This is a genomic window from Paraburkholderia sp. GW821-FHT02A12 (assembly GCF_059422005.1).
In genome coordinates this window covers 1,284,103-1,303,987 of the sequence record NZ_JBWKWA010000001.1, presented here as the reverse complement: position 1 = coordinate 1,303,987, position 19,885 = coordinate 1,284,103, and the positions used below count along the sequence as shown (strand labels likewise).

Sequence of the window (19,885 nt, the reverse complement as noted above, 5' to 3'; positions counted from 1 at the left end):
ATGTTAAATGCGGGTTATCCACGCAACCTTGCGCCATATACTCGAGCCAGACGTTCCACCAGAGTTTGAATGGCCAAATCGACCGTTTCATCCTGAAGGGTTCCGCCAGTATCTTGCAAGGTCACACGGAACGCAAGGCTTTTCTCATGCGCGGCCAGACCACCGGAAGTGTTTGATTTTGGACGGAATTCGTCAAAAAGCGCAACCCTCTGAACAGTCTTGCAGGCCTCCTCGGACTGGGCTTTTTGCAGCTCGTCCAACAGCGCCTGAACCTCGATTTTCTGATCGACGACCACGGCAATATCGCGGCGCACCGGCGGGAATTTAGACACTTCCGTCGGCGTCGGCAATACACGCTGCATTAATGCTTCCGCTTCGATTTCAAAAAGAATCGGCGCATGCGGCAAATCATATTTCTGCATCCAGCGAGGATGCAATTCGCCAATCCAGCCGACCGCGCGCCCATCCAGCTCAATACGCGCGCTGCGGCCCGGATGCAGCGCCGGATGCTCCGCCTTCACGAAACGCGCCACCGCCGGCACGAGCAGCGCTTCCAGATCGCCCTTCACATCGAAGTAGTCGACCGTGCGGGTTTGCGCGCCCCACTGCTCGTCGAGCGCGGGACCATAGGCGAGCGCACCGATCATCTTCGGCTGTGCGAAACCTTCGACCGCCAGTTCGCCCGCCTTGATCGACGGATCATTCAGGAACACGCGGCCGGCTTCGAACACGCGCACGCGATCGGCCGCGCGGCGGTTCAGATTCATGCGCAGCACGTCGAGCAGACTGCCGAACAACGTGGTGCGCATCACCGAATACTGGCTCGCGATCGGATTCAGCAGACGTACAGGCTTGTCATTACCCGCGAAGTCCTGCTCCCACTCGGCATCGACGAAACTGAAATTGACCGTTTCCGCGTAATCACGCGCAGCGAGCGCGTGACGAATCACGTGGATCGAGTGCTGGGTTTCGTTGGTCGCGCGCATTTCGCTGGTCGCAACGGGCGGGCGCGCCGGAATTTTTTCGAAGCCGTAGATGCGCGCGACTTCCTCGATCAGGTCTTCTTCGATTTCGATGTCGAAGCGGTACGACGGCGGCATCACCGAGAACGTATCGCCATCGCGTTCGAACGTGAGGCCGAGGCGCGTGAAGATCTGCGCGATTTCGTCCGCATCGATCCTGATGCCGATGATGCGGTTCGCACGCGCGACACGCATCTTCACCGGCGCGCGTTGCGGCACATTGACGGTTTGATCGTCGACCGGGCCGGCTTCGCCGCCGCAGATGTCGAGGATCAGTTGCGTGATGCGCTCGATATGCTCGACGGTGGTCGCATAGTCGACGCCGCGCTCGAAACGATGGCCTGCATCGGTCGAGAAATTGTACTTGCGCGAGCGGCCGCGAATGCTGTCGGGCCACCAGAATGCGGCTTCGAGATAGATGTTGGCGGTGTCGAGCGTGACGGCGGTGCTGTCGCCGCCCATGATGCCCGCGAGGCTTTCGATGTGCTGCTCGTCCGCGATCACGCCGACGGTTTCATCGAGTTCGACGGTGTTGCCGTTCAGCAGCTTGAGCGTTTCGCCTTTGCGGCCCCAGCGCACGTCCATGCCGCCGTGGATCTTGTCGAGATCGAACACGTGCGACGGACGGCCGAGTTCGAGCATCACATAGTTCGAGATGTCGACGAGCGCTGAAATGCTGCGCTGACCCGAACGCTCCAGACGCTGGACCATCCATTGCGGCGACTTCGCGTGCGCGTTTACGCCGCGAATCACGCGGCCCGAAAAACGGCCGCACAGATCGGGCGCCGAGATTTTGACGGGCAACGTTTCGTTGAGCTTGACCGGGGCCGGCTTGATTTCGAGTGGACGCAGCGGAGCGCCGGTGATCGCGGAGGTTTCACGCGCCACGCCGAACACCGACAGGCAGTCCGCCTTGTTCGGCGTCAGCTTGATTTCGAAAATCGTGTCGTCGAGTTTGAGCGTCTCGCGGATGTCCTGGCCGATCGGCGTATCTTCCGGCAGGATCATCAGCCCGCTATGATCCTCCGACAGCTTCAGTTCGCGCGCCGAGCACAGCATCCCCTGGCTTTCCACGCCGCGCAGCTTCGAGAGCTTGATCGCGAACGGCGCGCCGCCCTCTTCGGCCGGCGGCAGTTGCGCGCCGACCAGCGCGACCGGCACCTTGATGCCCGGCGCGACGTTCGGCGCACCGCACACGATGTTCAGCGCCGCGCCCGTGCCGGCGTCGACCTGACACACGTTGAGCTTGTCCGCGTCCGGGTGCTTGACGACTTCCAGCACCTGGCCCACGACGATCTTCGAGGTCGGCGGCGCGGCCGGCCGCAGGTCTTCGACTTCGAGACCCGCCATCGTCAACGCGTGCGACAGTTCATCGGTCGTCAGTTGCGGGTCGACAAAGGTTCTCAGCCAGGATTCCGGGAATTGCATGGTTCTGTGTACGTTCTGATCAGGTTAGGTCCACGTCCGGCGGTGCTTCGATATGCTCGATTCGCCGAGCACTGCCGGGGACGCTGCGGGCGGCACTGCGTGCAGTGCCGCGCTCTATGCTTGTCGCGTTCGTACGCGCCGGTTCATGCGAATTGACGCAGGAAACGCAGGTCGTTTTCGAAGAACAGACGCAGGTCTTGCACGCCGTAACGCAACATCGTGAGCCGTTCGAGACCGCTGCCGAAGGCAAAGCCGATGTAGCGCTCGGGGTCGAGGCCCATGTTGCGGATCACCGTGGGGTGAACCTGGCCGGAACCCGAAATTTCGAGCCACTTGCCGGCGTTCTTGCCCGTTTCGAACAGCATGTCGATCTCGGCCGACGGTTCGGTAAACGGAAAGTACGACGGACGGAAGCGCACCTGAATATCGTCGCGCTCGAAGAATTTCTTGAGGAAGTCGGTATAGACGCCCTTCAGATCCGCGAAGCTGATGTTCTCGTCGATCCACAGGCCTTCGACCTGGTTGAACATCGGCGAGTGGGTCGCATCGCTGTCCACACGATACGTGCGGCCCGGCACGATCACCTTGATCGGCGGCGTGTTGGTGCGCGCATAGCGCACCTGCATCGGGCTGGTATGCGTGCGCAGCAGCAGCTGGCGGCCGTCGGCATCTTTGCCGTCGACGTAGAAGGTGTCCTGCATCGAACGCGCCGGATGGTTTTCCGGGCTGTTCAGCGAGGTGAAGTTGTACCAGTCGGTTTCGATCTCGGGGCCGTCGGCCACGTCGAATCCGATCGTACGGAAAATCTGTTCGACGCGCTCCCATGTGCGCATCACCGGGTGCAGACTGCCTGCACCGGTGCCGCGGCCGGGCAGCGTGACGTCGATGGCTTCAGCGGCGAGGCGCTGGTTCAGCAACGCGTCGGCCAGCGCCTGACGGCGGGCCGTCAACGCGGCTTCCACGTGTTGCTTGACGAGGTTGATCCGTGCGCCTTCGGTCTTGCGCATTTCGGGATCGAGTTTGCCAAGGCCCTTCAACAGCTCGGTCAGCGCACCCGATTTGCCGAGAAAGCGTGCTTTCTCGTTCTCGAGGGTGGTGACGTCGGAGGCTTCTGCAAAGGCTTTTTGCGCGTCGGCGACAATCTGGTCCAGATCCATTGATCCCATCATTTCAACGTCAGTGTTCAATCGAAGCAAAACGGGTTCTACCAACAAAAACGGGGCTCGGTGAGGAGCCCCGTTTTTGCTGCAGCGTCACCGAGACTACCGGATGTTCGCTGCAACGAACCACGCAGTACTAGTTGCCAAATGCGCAATCAGGCTGCAACGGCGGCTTTCACCTGCTGAACGATCGCAGCAAAAGCGGCCTTGTCGAACACAGCCATGTCGGCCAGCACCTTGCGGTCGAGTTCGATCGAAGCCTTCTTCAGGCCGTTGATGAACACGCTGTACGTCATGTCGTGCTGACGCACCGCCGCGTTGATACGCGTGATCCACAATGCACGGAACACACGCTTCTTGTTGCGGCGATCGCGGTAGGCGTATTGGCCTGCGCGCATGACCGCCTGCTTGGCGATGCGATAGACGTTATTGCGACGGCCGCGGTAACCCTTGGCCAGCTTGATGATCTTCTTGTGACGGGCCCGTGCGGTAACCCCACGTTTTACTCGAGGCATGTTTCGCTCCTATGAGTTTCAGTTAAGGGTTAAGCGAACGGCAGCATTGCGCGTACGGAGTTCAGATCGGAATCGTGAACTGCCGTCGAACCGCGCAGATGGCGTTTGTTCTTGGTGGTCTTCTTGGTAAGAATGTGGCGCTTGAAGGCTTGACCGCGCTTGACGGTACCACCCGGACGCACCACGAAGCGCTTTGCAGCACTCTTCTTGGTCTTCATCTTAGGCATGACGAACAACTCCATTATTAGATGGATATGGGTGTGCGGTCGGCCTGATGGCCACAACCCGCCCTTCGAAACCCACTCCACTTGGTATGCAGACCGCCGATACCGCCGACGGCCGCTTTTCAGGAACGATGCCCATTTGCATAAGCGCCGCTCCGAAACCTGCCGATGCTGTACCGGACACCCGGCGCAGCATCGTTTGAATCCTGTACGACGAATCCTGTACAACTGAAGCGCGCGCCACATGGCGCGCAGCCACTTACTTCTTTTTCTTCGGAGCGAGCACCATGATCATCTGGCGCCCTTCCATTTTCGGCATCTGTTCGACCTGACCGACTTCGTCGAGGTCCGTGCGCAGGCGCTCGAGCATGCGCATACCGATTTCCTGGTGAGCCATTTCGCGGCCACGGAAACGCAACGTGATTTTCGTCTTGTCGCCGTCTTCGAGGAAGCGGACGAGGTTGCGCAGCTTGACGTTGTAATCGCCGTCATCGGTACCCGGGCGGAATTTGACTTCCTTCACCTGGATGACCTTCTGCTTGAGCTTGGCCTCGTGCTGTTTCTTCGCTTCCTGGTACTTGAACTTGCCGTAGTCCATCAAACGGCAAACCGGCGGGACCGCCTGCGGAGCGATTTCGACGAGATCCACGTCCTGCTGCTCAGACAAGCGGAATGCATCAGCAAGTTTCACGATGCCGAGCGGTTCGTTCTCGACTCCGACCAGACGCACCTCGGGTGCAGTAATTTCACCGTTGATGCGGTGCGCAGACTTATCAGTAGCGATGTTACGTTTCCTCTAAAAATTAAAAAAACGAGCCGCGCTGCCAAGTGGCTCAGTTGAACGACTGCACGTCCTGGCGCAGACGCTCAATGAAGGTGTCGAGAGGCATCACGCCCAGATCGACACCACCACGGGCACGCACGGCTACCGTTTGGGCATCACGCTCTTTATCGCCGACCACAAGGAGATACGGCACCTTTTCCAGCGTGTGCTCGCGTATTTTATAGCTAATCTTCTCGTTGCGCAAATCAGCCTCGACTCTAACCCCTTGTTTTTGCAACGATTGAGCTACAGACTGTGCATATTCGGCCTGACTTTCCGCGATATTCATCACCACAACCTGCATCGGCGCAAGCCATGACGGCATTGCACCAGCATGGTGCTCGATCAGAATACCGAGAAAACGCTCCATTGATCCGACGATTGCCCGGTGCAGCATGATAGGCCGCCGGCGGCTGTTGTCTTCTGCCACATACTCGGCGCCCAGACGCTCCGGCAGCACCATATCGAGCTGCAACGTGCCGCATTGCCAGGAACGGCCAAGCGCGTCCTTGATGTGGTACTCGACCTTCGGGCCGTAGAACGCGCCCTCGCCCTGCAACTCTTCCCATGTCACGCCGCAGGCGGTCAGCGCTTCGCGCAGACCCTGCTCCGCGCGATCCCACGTTTCATCCGTGCCGGCGCGCGCATCCGGGCGCAGCGACAGCTTGATGTCGATGTGATCGAAGCCGAAGTCCTTGTACACGCTCATCGCCAGCGTGTTGAACGCGATCGATTCGCTGATGAACTGGTCTTCGGTACAGAAAATGTGCGCGTCGTCCTGCACGAAGCCGCGCACGCGCATCAGGCCATGCAGCGCGCCCGACGATTCATTGCGATGGCACGAGCCGAATTCCGCGTAACGCAGCGGCAGATCGCGATACGAGCGCAAACCGTGATTGAACACCTGCACATGCCCCGGACAGTTCATCGGCTTGATCGCGTAGTCGCGCTTTTCCGATTCCGTCGTGAACATGTTTTCACGATAGTTCTGCCAATGACCCGACGCCTCCCACAGCGAGCGGTCCATGATCATCGGCGTCTTGATTTCGAGGTAGCCCGCATCGTTCACCCGGCGGCGCATGTACTGCTCGACCTGCTGCCACAGCGTCCAGCCGCGCGGATGCCAGAACACCATGCCCGGCGACTCGTCCTGCATGTGGAACAGGTCGAGCTGCTTGCCGAGCTTGCGGTGATCGCGCTTCTCCGCCTCTTCGAGCATGTGCAGATACGCCTCCTGGTCTTCCTTCTTCGTCCAGGCCGTACCGTAGATGCGCTGCAGCTGTTCGTTCTTCGAGTCGCCGCGCCAGTAGGCGCCTGCCACCTTCATCAGCTTGAAGACCTTCAGCTTGCCGGTGGACGGCACGTGCGGGCCGCGGCACAGATCGGTGAAGCCGCCGTGCGAGTACAGCTTGATTTCGTCCGTGGCAGGGATCGATTCGATGATCTCGGCCTTGTACTTCTCGCCGATGCTCTTGAAGTAGTCCACCGCTTCGCCGCGCGACACTACGCGGCGCGAGACCGCCTCGTCTTTCTTCGCGAGTTCCTGCATGCGCTTTTCGATCTTCTCGAGATCTTCCGGCGTGAAGGGACGGCTGTACGCGAAGTCGTAGTAAAAGCCGTTGTCGATCACCGGACCGATCGTAACTTGCGCTTCAGGGTACAGATCCTTCACCGCGTACGCGAGCAAGTGCGCTGCGGAGTGACGAATGATGTCGAGACCGTCTGCATCTTTTTCGGTGACGATGGCGAGCGCCACGTCGTGATCGATCAGCGTGGACGTATCGACGAGCTCCCCGTCGATCTTGCCGCCGAGCGCGGCTTTCGCGAGGCCGGGGCCGATCGATGCGGCCACTTCGGCGACGGTCACCGGATGCTCGTACTGTCGAACAGACCCGTCAGGCAGACGTATCGAAACCATTGTGTTCTCCGTGGTGCCGACCGGCGGCGGCACATACAACCATCAAACAAGCCAAAAAAAATGCGGCCCCGCTTTCGAGGGGCCGCATTCACATTTCCTGCAAACTACATTGGCGAAAGTGGTCCTCGACTAGCGTCGCTCCGAAGTGGTTTCGGTCAACGTTCGCGGTGTCATAACCGTATTCGCCTTTTGCGCCGAGGCGCTTACTGCAGCTTGCGAAATCCCGGCAAAACCGGAATTTCTCTTTCGTTGGTAGGCTCGATTGGACTCGAACCAACGACCCCCACCATGTCAAGGTGGTGCTCTAACCAGCTGAGCTACGAGCCTGAAGAAACGAGATTATATGGAGCCCCACACCGCTTGGCAAGTACTTTTATGCACCGACTTTAAATTTCCACTCGCACGCTCGAGCGTGCCGGCGAATGCCTGCTCACATCCGCCCGCCTCACCCGCACGTCAATGCTTGCGCGAAGCGCGCACCACGCCCGTCACTTCGCCGAGCAGCGTGCACGCGCGCTGAATCTGCGCGGCACTCGACACCTCGACGGTGAACTGCATGAACGCGGCATTGCGACGCGTCTGCGTCTTCACGCCGATCACGTTCATCTTTTCGCGCGCGAACACTTCGGAGATATCGCGCAGCAGACCTTGCCGATCCGTGGCTTCGATGCTGAGGTCGACGGGATAGACGGACTGGCCGCGGCCGCTCATCACGTCCGCGGACCACGCGGTTTGCAGCACGCGCTCCGGCGCACGTTCAGCCATGCGCAGGAAAGTCGGGCAATCGCTGCGATGAATCGACATGCCCTTGCCACGCGTGACAAAGCCGCTGATCTCATCGGGCGGTGCAGGCCGGCAGCAGCGCGCCAATTGCGTCAGCAAGGCGTCGACGCCGACCACCAGCACGCCCGTGGAAGCTCCGCGCGCGACGCTCGCGCCGCTGCTGCGCTTCTCGAACTGCTCCGGCGCTTCGACCACGGGCTCGGGCGGCGGCGCATCGTGCAGCGCCTGCTCGACGAGCCGCAGACTGAACTCCTCCTTGCCGACCACAGAGAACAGATCGTCGGTAGTCTTGAAGCCCAGTTTCGCCGCAAGCTGATCGAGATTGACCGATGTCTTGCCCTCGCGCTGCAAGGTTTTTTCGACCATCGCCCGGCCGCTCGCGATGTGCTCCTGCACTTCGACCGCGTTGAACCACGCGCGCACTTTCTGCCGTGCCCGCGGACTCTGCAGATAACCCAGCTGCGGGTTGAGCCAGTCGCGCGAAGGCCCCCCCTCTTTCACCGCGACGATTTCGACCGTCTGACCGTTTTGCAACGGCGTATTGAGCGGCACCATCGCGCCGTCGACACGCGCGCCGCGGCAACGATGCCCGAGTTCGCTATGCAGGTGATACGCGAAGTCCACCGGCGTGGCGCCGTGCGGCAACGGAATCACGCGCGCTTGCGGCGTGAGCACGTAGATGTGGTCGTCGTCGAGCGTGGCCTGGCGCAGTTGCTCCCACGGCTGCGCGGCGCGCTTCTCGCCGTGCTCGCCTTCGGATACTTCATCTTTCCACGCGAGCAGCTGACGCAGCCATGCAATCTTCTCGTCGTACTTCTCATTGGCGCTGAACTGGCCGCCGTAACCACGCGTACCCGCTTCCTTGTAGCGCCAGTGCGCCGCCACGCCGTACTCGGCGAACTGATGCATTTCATGCGTACGGATCTGCACTTCGAACGCGCGGCCGTCGTCGCCGATCACGACCGTGTGCAAGGATTTATAGCCGTTTGGCTTGGGCCGCGAGATGTAGTCGTCGAATTCTTTCGGCACCGGCTGCCACAGGTTGTGCACGATGCCGAGCACGGTGTAGCAATCCTTGATGTCCGGCACGATCACGCGAAACGCACGCACGTCGTACAGCTCGGCGAAGTCCAGCTCCTTGCCGCGCATCTTGCGCCAGATGCTGTAGATATGTTTTGGCCGGCCGCTCACTTCCGCGCGAATATGCGCGGCAGCCAGTTCCTGCTGCAAGCGCTCGATTGCCTGCGCAACATAGCTTTCGCGCTCGACACGCTTCTCGTCGAGCAGCTTGGCGATACGCTTGTAGGTGGCAGGTTCTTCGAAGCGGAACGCGAGGTCTTCGAGCTCCCACTTCAGTTGCCAGATGCCGAGACGATTGGCGAGCGGCGCGTAAATGTCGAGCGTCTCGCGTGCCACGTCCGGCGACGGCGTCACTTTCGCCGCCGCGTAATAACGCAGCGACTGCAGGCGCGACGCGAGCCGGATCAGCACCACGCGAATGTCTTGCGCGAACGCGAGCAGCATCTTGCGCAGCGCCTCGACCTGCTGGCGGCGCGCCGCTTGCGCGTCACGCCCGGCCTCGGGAATCGCATTCTGCGCGGCGCGCAAGCTCACTGTGCCGAGGCGCAGCAACTTGCGCACGTCGCCGACAAGTTGCGCAACCTCTTCGCCGAAGTTGTCGGCGATCACGCGCTCCGGGTCTTGCAGATGCGGCGTCAGCGCGAACAGCGCCGCCGCCAGCACTGCCGGCGGATCGACGTTGAGCGTGCGCATGATCGACGCCGTTCCCGCCGCATGATCCGCCAGCAACTCGCCCGACGACAGCCGCACCTCGCCCGCATGTTCGCGCACGAACACCATCGCTTCGTCGAAGGAAGGAAGAGGCGTTGGCGTGTGTGGAGCAGATGTTTCGGTAGTCATGGTGCGGCGTGCCGCGAGGCGGAACGGATCAACGGAATTTTCAACAACAAGAACAACAACGGCTTAGCTGCGCTGCGCAGCAACCACGACGACTTCGACGAGACACTTCGGGTTCGCGAGCCTGGCTTCGACGGTGGCGCGCGGCGGCGTGGCGCCTTGTGCGACCCATTCGTCCCACACGGCGTTCATGCCGGCAAAGTGCGCCATGTCCGAGATGAAGATCTGCACCGACAGCAAGTGCGCTTTGTCACTGTTCACTTCAGCCAGCAGACGGTCGATGTGACCGAGCACTTCACGCGTCTGGCCCGTGATGTCCTGATCCGCGTCTTCGGCAATCTGGCCGGCGAGGTACACGGTGCCGTTGTGCACGGCGATTTCCGAAAGGCGCTTGCCGACGTGGTGACGAATGACTGCCATGAAGAATCCTGAATTCGGTTGAGAGTTGATCGAAGATGCGTTCCGCATTGCGCGCCGCCGAAGACGCGGCACGCAACTGCACATTATGACGCGTCGGCGGCTGGGGCGATAAAGAACTGCCTCGCGATGCCGATCTGATCGGCCGACAGAAACGCCGGCGCATGCCCGACGCCTGCGATTTCCACGCTCGATACCGCGCGCCCGGTCTCGACCATCTTCGCCACGGATTCACGCGACAGGAGATCCGATTGCTCGCCGCGCACCACCAGCACCGGCCCCTGGAATGCGGCCAGCGAATGCCATAGCGCGGCCTCGCCGAGTTTCGTCGCCTCTTCGGTGGTTGCGGCAAACGGCTGCGCGATGCGCGGGTCGTAGCGGAATTGCCAGCCGCCGTCCTGCTCGTGCAAAAGCGGCGTGTTGATCTCACGCCATTCGTCCGGCGTGAGCGGGCCGAAAGTTTGCGCGAGCAACGCGGCGTAGTCGATGCCTTGCTGCAGCGTTTCGAAACGCACCGGCTTGCCGAGATAGTCGCCGATGCGCTGAACGGCCTCCGGCTCCAGATGCGGACCGACATCGTTCAGCAGCATCTTGCGGATCGGTGTTTCCGGCAGACCGGCGAGCGCGAGTCCGATCAGCCCGCCCATCGAGGTGCCGAACCAGTCCACCGTTTCGACGTTCAGGCGCGCGATCAGCGTGACCATGTCGGCGACGTATTGCGGCACGCCATAGAAGTTGGGGTTGGCGAGCCACGATGACAAGCCCCGCCCCGCCACATCCGGACACACCACGCGATAGGTGGCGGCGAATTCCGCCGCGAGGCGGTCGAAATCGCGCCCTGAGCGCGTCAAGCCATGCACGCAGACCAGCACGCGCGGATTGGCAGGATCGCCCCACTCGGTGTAGGCGATACGATGCAAACCGGCGGCACTCGCGCACTGCACATAACGCTGGCGCGGCGCGGGCCGCTCGGCGGCGGAAGCGAACGTTGCGGTCATCGAGAGTTCCTTGCAAAAGCGCTGCGCGGTCCAAAGGCAGAGCGGATGAATGAGCGTCCAAGCTGCAAACGATTGTAAACCGCTTCGCCGCGCGGCACGGATCGGCCGAACGGCCTAATACGAGCGACCCGGAACAAACACGCGCCGCACGAAACAAAGCGGGCGAGACTCACGCCTCGCCCGCTTCGGATCAAGCCTGCCGCGCCGGTCACATGGCCCGCGGCCGCTCACGACGCCATTCAGCTCACCGCGCTCACATCGAGCGGCGCGCCAGTCTTCGCCTTGATTTCCTCGACGCTGACACCCGGTGCCAGCTCAGTCACCTTCAGGCCGTCGTCCGTCACCTCGATCACGCCGAGATCGGTGATGATCTGATCGACCACGCCCACGCCCGTCAAAGGCAGCGTGCATTCCTCGAGAATCTTGTGCTGGTCGCCCTTCGCGACGTGCTCCATCAGCACGACCACGCGCTTGACGCCCGCCACCAGGTCCATCGCGCCGCCCATGCCCTTGATCATCTTGCCCGGGATCATCCAGTTGGCCAGATCGCCCTTCCTGCTGATCTGCATCGCCCCGAGAATCGCCAGGTTGATGTGGCCGCCGCGGATCATCGCGAACGAATCCGCCGACGAAAAAATCGACGAGCCCGGCAGCGTGGTCACCGTCTGCTTGCCGGCGTTGATCAGATCGGCATCCACTTCGTCTTCGGTCGGCGACGGGCCGATGCCGAGCAGGCCGTTTTCCGACTGCAGCCACACTTCGACGCCCGGCGGCACGTGGTTCGCCACCAGCGTCGGCAGGCCGATGCCAAGGTTCACGTAAAAGCCGTCCTGCAATTCCCGCGCCGCGCGCGCGGCCATTTCGTCACGAGTCCATGCCATGATCAGTCTCCTTTCGCGCGGACGACGCGTTGTTCGATGCGTTTTTCCGGATGCGCATTGAGCACGATGCGCTGCACGAAGATACCCGGCGTATGGATCGCGTCCGGGTCGAGCTCGCCCACTTCGACGATTTCCTCGACTTCGGCGACGGTAATCTTGCCGGCCATCGCGCACATCGGATTGAAGTTGCGCGCCGTGCGGCGATAGATCAGGTTGCCCGACTTGTCGGCTTTCCAGGCCTTGACGAGCGCGACGTCGGCGGTCAGCGAACGTTCGAGCACGTAGTGGTTCTCGCCGAACTGGCGGGTTTCCTTGCCTTCGGCGATCAGCGTGCCGTAACCGGTATTCGTGAAGAACGCCGGAATGCCCGAACCGCCGGCGCGCAGCTTCTCGGCGAGCGTGCCTTGCGGCGTGAATTCGAGCTCGAGTTCGCCGGCCAGATACTGACGTTCGAACTCCTTGTTCTCGCCGACGTACGACGAGATCATTTTCTTGATCTGCCGCGTCTCGAGCAGCAAGCCGAGGCCGAAACCGTCCACGCCCGCATTGTTGCTGATGCAGGTGATGCCTTTGACGCCCGAATCGCGCAGCGCCGCAATCAGCGCTTCCGGTATGCCGCACAGCCCGAAGCCGCCGACGGCAAACGTCTGCCCGTCCTTGACGATGTCTTTCAGCGCTTCAGCCGCGCCTGGATAGACCTTGTTCATCGTTTGTCCCTTCCTTTATGGAAACCCGAAACCGGATCGTTGCGACTGGGTATGACGTTCAGCGGGCCCTGGCCCGACACGTCATTCTAGTCATCCGCGGCCGGCCGTGCGCTCAGACTGCCAGGATTGCCCGCCGGGGTGGCCTGACCGGGGGTGGCCTGACCGGGGGTGACCTGACTATTGGCGCCGATGACCGCCGCGGACGGCTTCGCCGCGTTGTGATGTGCCCGAAAGAGTACGCTGGGCGCGCCGTACGGCACAATACGCAAAAATACATAAGTACTTGCCGCCTGACCATGCCCGCACTGGATTACCAAACCGCGTTTCAACTCGCCCCGATCGGACTCGTGCTGTCGCGCGAACGAATCATCGAAGACTGCAACGACGAGCTGGCGTCGATATTCGGCTGTCCGCGCGAGGCGCTGCTCGGCCAGTCGTTCCAGGTGCTGTATCCGTCCGAGGACGAATTCGAGCGGATCGGCGCGCGGATTCCGCCGATCATGACCGCGCAAGGCAGTTACGCGGACGACCGCATCATGAAGCGGGCCAACGGGGAATTATTCTGGTGTCATGTGACAGGCCGCGCGCAGCGGCGCGCCGACCCGCACGCAGCTGGCGTCTGGACCTTCGAGGATCTGAGCGCCACCCGGCGCGTCGCGGTCGAGTTGACGCCGCGCGAACGGGAAATCGCCGCGCAACTGGTGACCGGCAAAACCAGCAAACAGATCGGACGGGCGCTGGATATCAGCCCGCGCACGGTCGATGTCTACCGCGCACGGCTGATGCGCAAATACGATACGGGTAACGCCACCGAGCTGTTGCAGCGTTTGCTCGGGCATTGAGGCGCGGCCGCCCTGGCGCCGCCTGCAACACTGCCGGACGGTTGGCGGATTGGGCTGCGGGTTGGCGGGTTGGCTATCAAGCCGCTCTGACCAGCGCGGCGCGTTCGATGGTCGCGCGCAACAGATCGGGAACCGGCACCGACTTGCCTGCCGCGTAGTCGATCCACACGCAGCGCGCGGCGCCGCGCGCATAGACGGTGCCCGGGTCGTCGGCGCGCACGAGTTCGAAAGCCGTGTCGAAGCTGCTGCGGCCGGGCGTGGCCACCGTCATCCGGCCGATCACGTCGCCGGGATAGTGCAACTGCATGAGAAACTCCATCGACGCATTGACGATTACCGGCCCCTGCCCGTCGGCATGGCTGCCGGCGAAACCAAGTTGTTCGAACCAGGAAATCCGCACCTGCTCCATGTAACGGAAATAGACCGTGTTGTTCACATGGCCGAATGCGTCCATGTCGCCCCAGCGGATCGGCATCGACATCTCGAAAACTGCGTGAAAATCGCTCATGGCACTTCTTTTACGGGTTGAAACGAGGTTAAAACCGGCGTGTGAGCCGGTGCAGAAATGTCAGGCAGGATAGCGTGGGTCTTCGCCGTGCGGAAAGACCCGTGCGCATGAAGCGGTATCTCGAGCACGCGCCAATCCGGGGCGGCGCTGAGCCGCACAAAGGCGTGCAAAGCGGCACAAGCCGTGTTCAGGCCAGTCCGAAACCGTCGTCGGCGGCGATCACCGAGCCGTTGATGAACTGCGATTCGTCCGCCGCCAGCAGCAGCAACAGGCCGTCCAGATCCTCGGGCTTGCCGACGCGATGACGCGGCAGCATCGACACCAGCTTCTGCCCCTGCTCGGTCGACCAGTGGTGATGGTTGATCTCGGTATCGATATAGCCCGGGCAGATCGCGTTCACGTTGATGCCGTGCTTGCCCCATTCCAGCGCCATGGCCTTCGTCATATGGACGACGGCCGCCTTGCTAATCGAGTACAGGCCGATCTGAGGCAGCACGCGCAAGCCCGCCATCGACGCGATATTGATGATCCGGTACGACGGCTTCTGCGCGTTGTTGCCGCGCATGATCATGCGCTTGGCGACTTCCTGAGCGACGAAAAACGCGCCGCGCGTGTTGGTATCGAACACGTATTCGAAATCCGCCGGCGTGACCTCCGAGAGCTTCTGCGTGGTCGATACGCCTGAATTGTTCACCAGGATGTCGATCGTGCCCGCTTCGGTTTCCGCGTGGGCGACCGCTGACTTGATGCTCTGATAATCCGTCACGTCCAGCGAGACCACGTGCGCTGCGCCGCCGGACGCCTCGATCTCGGCGCGCAGTTCCTTCAAGCGCTCCGTGCGGCGGCTTGCCAGCACGACTTTGGCGCCTGCTTGCGACAACACCTGAGCAAAGCGCTTTCCCAACCCGCTCGAGGCGCCTGTAATCAGCGCGACCTTGCCTTCCAGATTGATCGAACGGCCCATTGTCGTTCCCTTGTTCGGTTGTAATGCAGATGCGGTTGACAGGTGTGGTAAGACCGTTAGTACGGGTCAATACCGTATCACGTAAATAGAACGATCGTGCTAATCACTATTCATTTGGTTGCAGTGCAGGAATCGATCGCCCACAATACGATCCCGAAAAAAGCATTCTAACGGTAAGAGGAGCATCAATGACCCCCGCAAGTCTCATTGAGCAGTACGGCCCGCGCGAGTCGATGGAATACGACGTGGTGATCGTCGGCGGCGGCCCGGCCGGGCTGTCCGCGGCGATCCGCCTGAAGCAGCTGGCGCAGGAAAAAGGCGTTGAAATTGGCGTCTGCGTACTGGAAAAAGGCTCGGAGATCGGGGCTCACATCCTCTCGGGCGCGGTGATGGATCCGCGCGCGATCACCGAGCTGATCCCCGACTGGAAGGAAAAAGGCGCGCCGCTGACCGTGGACGTGACCGAAGACCGCTTCCTCTTCCTGACCGAGACCGGCTCGAAGAGCGTGCCGGCCTGGGCGCTGCCGGACAACTTCAAGAACCACGGCAACTATGTGATCAGCCTCGCGAACGTGACGCGCTGGCTCGGCCAGCAGGCCGAAGCCGCGGGTGTCGAGATTTTCCCGGGTTTTCCCGCGGCCGAAGTGTTGTACAACGACGACGGCTCGGTCAAAGGCGTCGCGACCGGCAATCTGGGCATCGGCAAGGACGGCCAGCCGACCGAGAACTTCCAGCTCGGCATGGAATTGCACGCGAAATACACGCTGTTCTGCGAAGGCGCGCGTGGGCACCTGGGCCGCCAGCTGAACGACAGGTTCAAGCTGCGCGAAGGCGTCGACCCGCAGGTGTACGGGATCGGCATCAAGGAACTGTGGGAAATCGATCCGTCGAAGCACAAGCCGGGTCTGGTGATGCATACGGCCGGCTGGCCGCTGGAGAACGACACGTACGGCGGCTCGTTCCTCTACCACATGGACAACAACCAGGTGGTGGTGGGCTTCGTAGTGGGCCTTGGTTATACGAATCCGTACCTGTCGCCGTTCGAGGAATTCCAGCGCTACAAGACGCATCCGGCGATCCGGGCGATTCTGGAAGGCGGCAAGCGGGTGTCGTACGGCGCGCGGGCAATCACCGCGGGCGGCCTGATGTCGCTGCCGAAGCTGGTGTTCCCGGGTGGCGCGCTGGTCGGCGACGATGCGGGGTTCCTGAACGCGTCGCGGATCAAGGGCAGCCATGCGGCCATCAAGACGGGGATGCTGGCGGCTGAAGCGGCGTTTGACGCCTTGCAAGCCGGACGCCAGTCGGATGTACTGGTGGCGTATCCGGAAGCGTTCAAAACTTCGTGGCTGCATACGGAGTTGCATCGGGCGCGCAACTTCAAGCAGTGGATGAGCAAGGGCCTGTACCTCGGCACGCTGATGGTCGGCCTCGAACAGAAGGTGCTCGGCGGCAACGTGCCGTGGACGCTGCATCACCAGCATTCCGATCACGAGATGCTGAAGCCTGCTTCGCAGTGCAAGCCGATTGTTTATCCGAAGCCGGATGGGAAGCTGACGTTCGACCGGTTGTCGTCGGTGTTCATCTCGAACACCAATCATGAAGAGAACCAGCCGGCTCACCTCACGCTGAAAGATCCGTCGGTGCCGGTGAACGTGAACTGGCAGACCTATGCCGGTCCGGAAGCGCGGTATTGCCCCGCAGCGGTGTATGAGTTCGTCAGGAACGACGATGGCAGCGAGCGGTTGGTCATCAACGCGCAGAACTGCGTGCACTGCAAGACCTGCGATATCAAGGATCCTACCCAGAATATCGTTTGGGTCACGCCTGAGGGCGGCGGTGGGCCTAATTATCCGAATATGTGATTCTGTTTTTCTGCCTCTCCGGCGCTACTGGTCGTATGCCCACGGCGTTGGCTTTTTCTTTTCTTACTGGTTATTGGCGCTGCCCCTGTGCGGAGCGCACGCTAATAAGCCCAATATAAAAAGAAAGGCCAACGCCAAAAAACACAGACAAATGGCGCCGCCCAAGGCAAACAAACCAGACAATCAAACCCCGCAAAGCATCTCAATCCGCCTACGCACCTGGGCCACAACCGGTGCCCAAACACCGATGCCGGGCTGGCGAAACAGCTCAACCGAATCGTACCAACCCGTGCGTTGCGTCTGATCGCCCCAAAACCATGCCGACACATGATCGATCATCAAACACGTCGGCACGCCGAGTGCCCCTGCCAGATGCGCGGGCCCGCTATCGACGGTGACAATCAGATCGAGATTCACCAGCAACGCAGCAACATCATCGAATCCGGACTGGAAATGATGCGTCAGGTCGACAACATCGGCGCCCCTCGCGCGCCACTGCGCGACCGTCGAGCCCCGCCCAGGCGACAACGCGAAGTAAGTCGTTCCCGGTACGCTCAGCAACGGCTCGAACTGTTCGACCGGCACCGAACGACGTATGTCACGGACATGCTCCGGATTCCCGTTCCACACCAGTCCGACCTTGCGATTGCTTCGTTTGCCGACGGCAAGTGCGCCGGGTTTGCAGGCAGCATGAATACCAACCCGCTCGCGCCACGCCTGAGCAAGCGCCGGCGCCGCGCTCAGGTACGGTGAGCCCCACCCCGTCGCGTCGAAAGCGCCAAGCCGCAGCGGCAGGCTCATCAATCCGCAATGAAAATCCGGCCGCGTTTCAAGCGCGGTTTCGAGCGGCAAATCCGCGGGCAACATCCGCTCGAACAAATGCCGCAGGGGTCCATCGTGACCGAAGATCACGCGGCCGCCCTCACGTCGCGCCCGCTCGGCTAGCCGCGGCAGAAAACGCGCCGCCCACAGGCAGTCGCCATTGCCTTGCTCGCCGTACACCACCAGCGTTTTGCCGGCTAGCGATTCGCCCTGCCAATACGCACTGATCTCAGCCAGCGCATGCTGCGCGTCGTTCAGATCGTCGCCGAACGCCACGCGCGATTCGTAACGCGCCCAGCCCTCGGCATAGCGTCCGGAGCGGATTTCGAGCTCCGACAGATCGAACAGCGCGTGCATGTTATTCGGCGACAACGCCAGGACCCGCCTGAGCAACCCTTCCGCCTCGCCGAAACGCGCCTGTTCCTTGATGCACAGCGCCAGCTTGTGCAACGCCACCGGATTGCCCGGCGCAATGCGCACCGCTTCGCGCAGCAGCTGCTCGGCCAATTCGAAGTCGTCGCGCTGCTGCACGGCAGCCGCGCGCCAGATCAGCGCGTTGGCGTCTTCGGCGTTCTGCGCGAGAAGCAGCGCGGTGGCGGAGTCGACTAGCGCCCAGTCGCGCACGATGAACGCCGTTTGCGCAATCGCATGGAGCAGCGACGGATCGCAGGAAGGATCGAGTTGGTAAGCGCGCACCAGAGCGGCGAGCGCGTCGCGTTGACGGGTCTTGTCGCGACCGGCGTCTTGCAGCAGCTTGTGCCCGAACGCGAGACAGTCGGCGGCGCCGGCCTGCGGCGCGGCGACACGTGCGCGCAGGCGCGCGAGTCGGCTATCTGCCGGCCCGGCGTTCGAATCTGTCATCGGAACAATGCTGCGCGGGTTGAACGAGGGGTTGAGCGACGGGGTTCAACGAGCGCACTTCAAGGCGCGCTCGCCGCGATCTTCGGCGTGGCCACGCAGACGTCGCCACATTGCGCGCGGTGCCGCAGCGCATGGTCGATCAGCACCAGCGCAAGCATCGATTCGGCGATCGGCGTCGCGCGGATGCCGACGCACGGATCGTGACGCCCAAACGTTTCGACTATCGCCGGCTGACCCGCCTTGTCGATCGAGCGGCGCGGCGTGCGAATACTCGAGGTCGGCTTGATCGCGATCGACACCGTGATGTCCTGCCCGGTCGAAATGCCGCCGAGCACGCCGCCCGCGTGGTTGCCGACAAACCCCTCCGGCGTCAATTCGTCGCCGTGCACCGAACCGCGTTGCGCGACGCTGGCAAAGCCCGCGCCGATCTCGACGCCCTTCACCGCGTTGATGCCCATCATGGCGTGCGCGATGTCCGCGTCAAGGCGGTCGAACAGCGGCTCGCCGAGTCCAACCGGCACCCCGGAAGCCACGACGTTGATGCGCGCGCCGATCGAATCGCCGTCCTTGCGCAGCGCGTCCATGTAGGTTTCGAGTTGCGGCACGATATCCGCATTCGGCACGAAGAATGGATTCTCGCGCACGTGCGCCCAGTCGACGAACGGCACGTCGATCTCGCCGAGCGCCGCCATATATCCGCGAATCTCTGTACCGAAATGCTCGCGCAGCCATTTCTTCGCAACTGCTCCGGCCGCCACCGTCGGCGCCGTCAGACGGGCCGACGAACGGCCGCCGCCGCGATAGTCGCGAATGCCGTATTTCTGCCAGTAGGTGTAGTCGGCGTGACCCGGGCGGAAAGTTTCGGCGATGTTGCCGTAGTCTTTGCTGCGCTGGTCCGTATTGCGGATCAGCAGCGCGATTGGCGCGCCGGTGGTCCGGCCTTCGAACACGCCGGACAGGATCTCCACCTTGTCTTCTTCCTGACGCTGCGTGACGTGGCGCGACGTGCCGGGTTTGCGGCGGTCGAGTTCGAGCTGGATGTCGGCTTCGCTCAGCGCCATGCCCGGCGGACAGCCGTCGATCACGCAGCCGATTGCGGGACCATGCGATTCGCCAAAGGACGTGACAGTGAAAAGCGTACCGAGAGTATTGCCGGACATGGGCGTCGTCCAAAGAAAAGCGGGGAAAGCGCTATTATGCCAGCCCCACGGGGGCCGGGGCCGCGTCGCGCGC

17 protein-coding genes and 1 tRNA gene are annotated in these 19,885 nt (G+C 62.0%); 2 read left to right on the top strand and 16 right to left on the bottom strand.

The annotated features are described in order from the left end of the window. Window positions 1–14 precede the first annotated feature (14 nt). The 12 genes from pheT to AC07WT_RS05715 all read right to left on the bottom strand — a co-directional run bounded on the left by pheT (window position 15) and on the right by AC07WT_RS05715 (window position 12,793). Window positions 15–2,450 carry a phenylalanine--tRNA ligase subunit beta gene (gene pheT, locus AC07WT_RS05770; RefSeq protein WP_494946363.1) on the bottom strand — a complete coding sequence of 812 codons (2,436 nt, stop codon included), beginning with the start codon at window positions 2,448–2,450 and terminating at the stop codon, window positions 15–17. A gap of 143 nt (window positions 2,451–2,593) precedes the next feature. Then, on the bottom strand, window positions 2,594–3,607 hold the full coding sequence (pheS, locus tag AC07WT_RS05765; RefSeq protein ID WP_494946362.1) for a phenylalanine--tRNA ligase subunit alpha: 1,014 nt from the start codon (window positions 3,605–3,607) through the stop codon (window positions 2,594–2,596). 158 nt (window positions 3,608–3,765) lie between these two features. Continuing rightward, window positions 3,766–4,125: a 50S ribosomal protein L20 gene (rplT, locus tag AC07WT_RS05760; RefSeq protein WP_006052502.1), complete on the bottom strand. Its 360-nt coding sequence runs from the start codon at window positions 4,123–4,125 to the stop codon at window positions 3,766–3,768. A gap of 29 nt (window positions 4,126–4,154) precedes the next feature. Beyond that, window positions 4,155–4,352 (bottom strand): 50S ribosomal protein L35, encoded by a 198-nt coding sequence (gene rpmI, locus AC07WT_RS05755; protein WP_006052501.1) that lies wholly within the window; start codon window positions 4,350–4,352, stop codon window positions 4,155–4,157. A 256-nt stretch (window positions 4,353–4,608) separates the two neighbouring features. Beyond that, a complete protein-coding gene (infC, locus tag AC07WT_RS05750) occupies window positions 4,609–5,133 on the bottom strand; it encodes a translation initiation factor IF-3 (RefSeq protein WP_115108343.1) in 525 nt (174 codons plus the stop codon). A 49-nt stretch (window positions 5,134–5,182) separates the two neighbouring features. Then, on the bottom strand, window positions 5,183–7,090 hold the full coding sequence (gene thrS, locus AC07WT_RS05745; RefSeq protein ID WP_494946361.1) for a threonine--tRNA ligase: 1,908 nt from the start codon (window positions 7,088–7,090) through the stop codon (window positions 5,183–5,185). Between the two features lie 250 nt (window positions 7,091–7,340). Beyond that, window positions 7,341–7,417, bottom strand: a tRNA-Val gene (locus AC07WT_RS05740). A 129-nt stretch (window positions 7,418–7,546) separates the two neighbouring features. Beyond that, window positions 7,547–9,793 (bottom strand): RelA/SpoT family protein, encoded by a 2,247-nt coding sequence (locus tag AC07WT_RS05735; protein ID WP_494946360.1) that lies wholly within the window; start codon window positions 9,791–9,793, stop codon window positions 7,547–7,549. 63 nt (window positions 9,794–9,856) lie between these two features. Then, the gene (locus AC07WT_RS05730; protein ID WP_492592106.1) at window positions 9,857–10,210 is read right to left on the bottom strand and encodes a RidA family protein; all 354 of its coding nucleotides are present in this window, start codon (window positions 10,208–10,210) and stop codon (window positions 9,857–9,859) included. Between the two features lie 83 nt (window positions 10,211–10,293). After that, entirely contained in the window at window positions 10,294–11,205 is a 912-nt protein-coding gene (locus tag AC07WT_RS05725; RefSeq protein WP_494946359.1) for an alpha/beta fold hydrolase, read from the bottom strand. A 239-nt stretch (window positions 11,206–11,444) separates the two neighbouring features. After that, on the bottom strand, window positions 11,445–12,086 hold the full coding sequence (locus AC07WT_RS05720) for a CoA transferase subunit B (RefSeq protein ID WP_492592108.1): 642 nt from the start codon (window positions 12,084–12,086) through the stop codon (window positions 11,445–11,447). Window positions 12,087–12,088: 2 nt separating this feature from the next. After that, window positions 12,089–12,793, bottom strand: coding sequence for a CoA transferase subunit A (locus AC07WT_RS05715; RefSeq protein ID WP_492592109.1), 705 nt, complete (start codon window positions 12,791–12,793; stop codon window positions 12,089–12,091). Window positions 12,794–13,089: 296 nt separating this feature from the next. On the opposite strand from AC07WT_RS05715, the gene AC07WT_RS05710 reads away from it, so the two are divergent. Next, the gene (locus AC07WT_RS05710; RefSeq protein WP_492592110.1) at window positions 13,090–13,635 is read left to right on the top strand and encodes a LuxR C-terminal-related transcriptional regulator; all 546 of its coding nucleotides are present in this window, start codon (window positions 13,090–13,092) and stop codon (window positions 13,633–13,635) included. Window positions 13,636–13,711: 76 nt separating this feature from the next. Here AC07WT_RS05710 and AC07WT_RS05705 read toward each other — a convergent pair whose 3' ends face one another. Together AC07WT_RS05705 and AC07WT_RS05700 are read right to left on the bottom strand one after the other, a co-directional pair. Next, the gene (locus AC07WT_RS05705) at window positions 13,712–14,143 is read right to left on the bottom strand and encodes an acyl-CoA thioesterase (protein ID WP_494946358.1); all 432 of its coding nucleotides are present in this window, start codon (window positions 14,141–14,143) and stop codon (window positions 13,712–13,714) included. 187 nt (window positions 14,144–14,330) lie between these two features. Beyond that, window positions 14,331–15,107 carry an SDR family oxidoreductase gene (locus tag AC07WT_RS05700; RefSeq protein ID WP_492592112.1) on the bottom strand — a complete coding sequence of 259 codons (777 nt, stop codon included), beginning with the start codon at window positions 15,105–15,107 and terminating at the stop codon, window positions 14,331–14,333. 188 nt (window positions 15,108–15,295) lie between these two features. On the opposite strand from AC07WT_RS05700, the gene AC07WT_RS05695 reads away from it, so the two are divergent. Continuing rightward, a complete protein-coding gene (locus AC07WT_RS05695; protein ID WP_494946357.1) occupies window positions 15,296–16,969 on the top strand; it encodes an electron transfer flavoprotein-ubiquinone oxidoreductase in 1,674 nt (557 codons plus the stop codon). A 183-nt stretch (window positions 16,970–17,152) separates the two neighbouring features. Here AC07WT_RS05695 and AC07WT_RS05690 read toward each other — a convergent pair whose 3' ends face one another. Together AC07WT_RS05690 and aroC are read right to left on the bottom strand one after the other, a co-directional pair. Beyond that, window positions 17,153–18,652 carry a glycosyltransferase family 9 protein gene (locus AC07WT_RS05690; protein ID WP_494946356.1) on the bottom strand — a complete coding sequence of 500 codons (1,500 nt, stop codon included), beginning with the start codon at window positions 18,650–18,652 and terminating at the stop codon, window positions 17,153–17,155. Window positions 18,653–18,711: 59 nt separating this feature from the next. After that, window positions 18,712–19,812, bottom strand: a complete 1,101-nt coding sequence (gene aroC, locus AC07WT_RS05685; RefSeq protein ID WP_494946355.1) for a chorismate synthase — start codon at window positions 19,810–19,812, stop codon at window positions 18,712–18,714. Window positions 19,813–19,885: the final 73 nt, after the last annotated feature.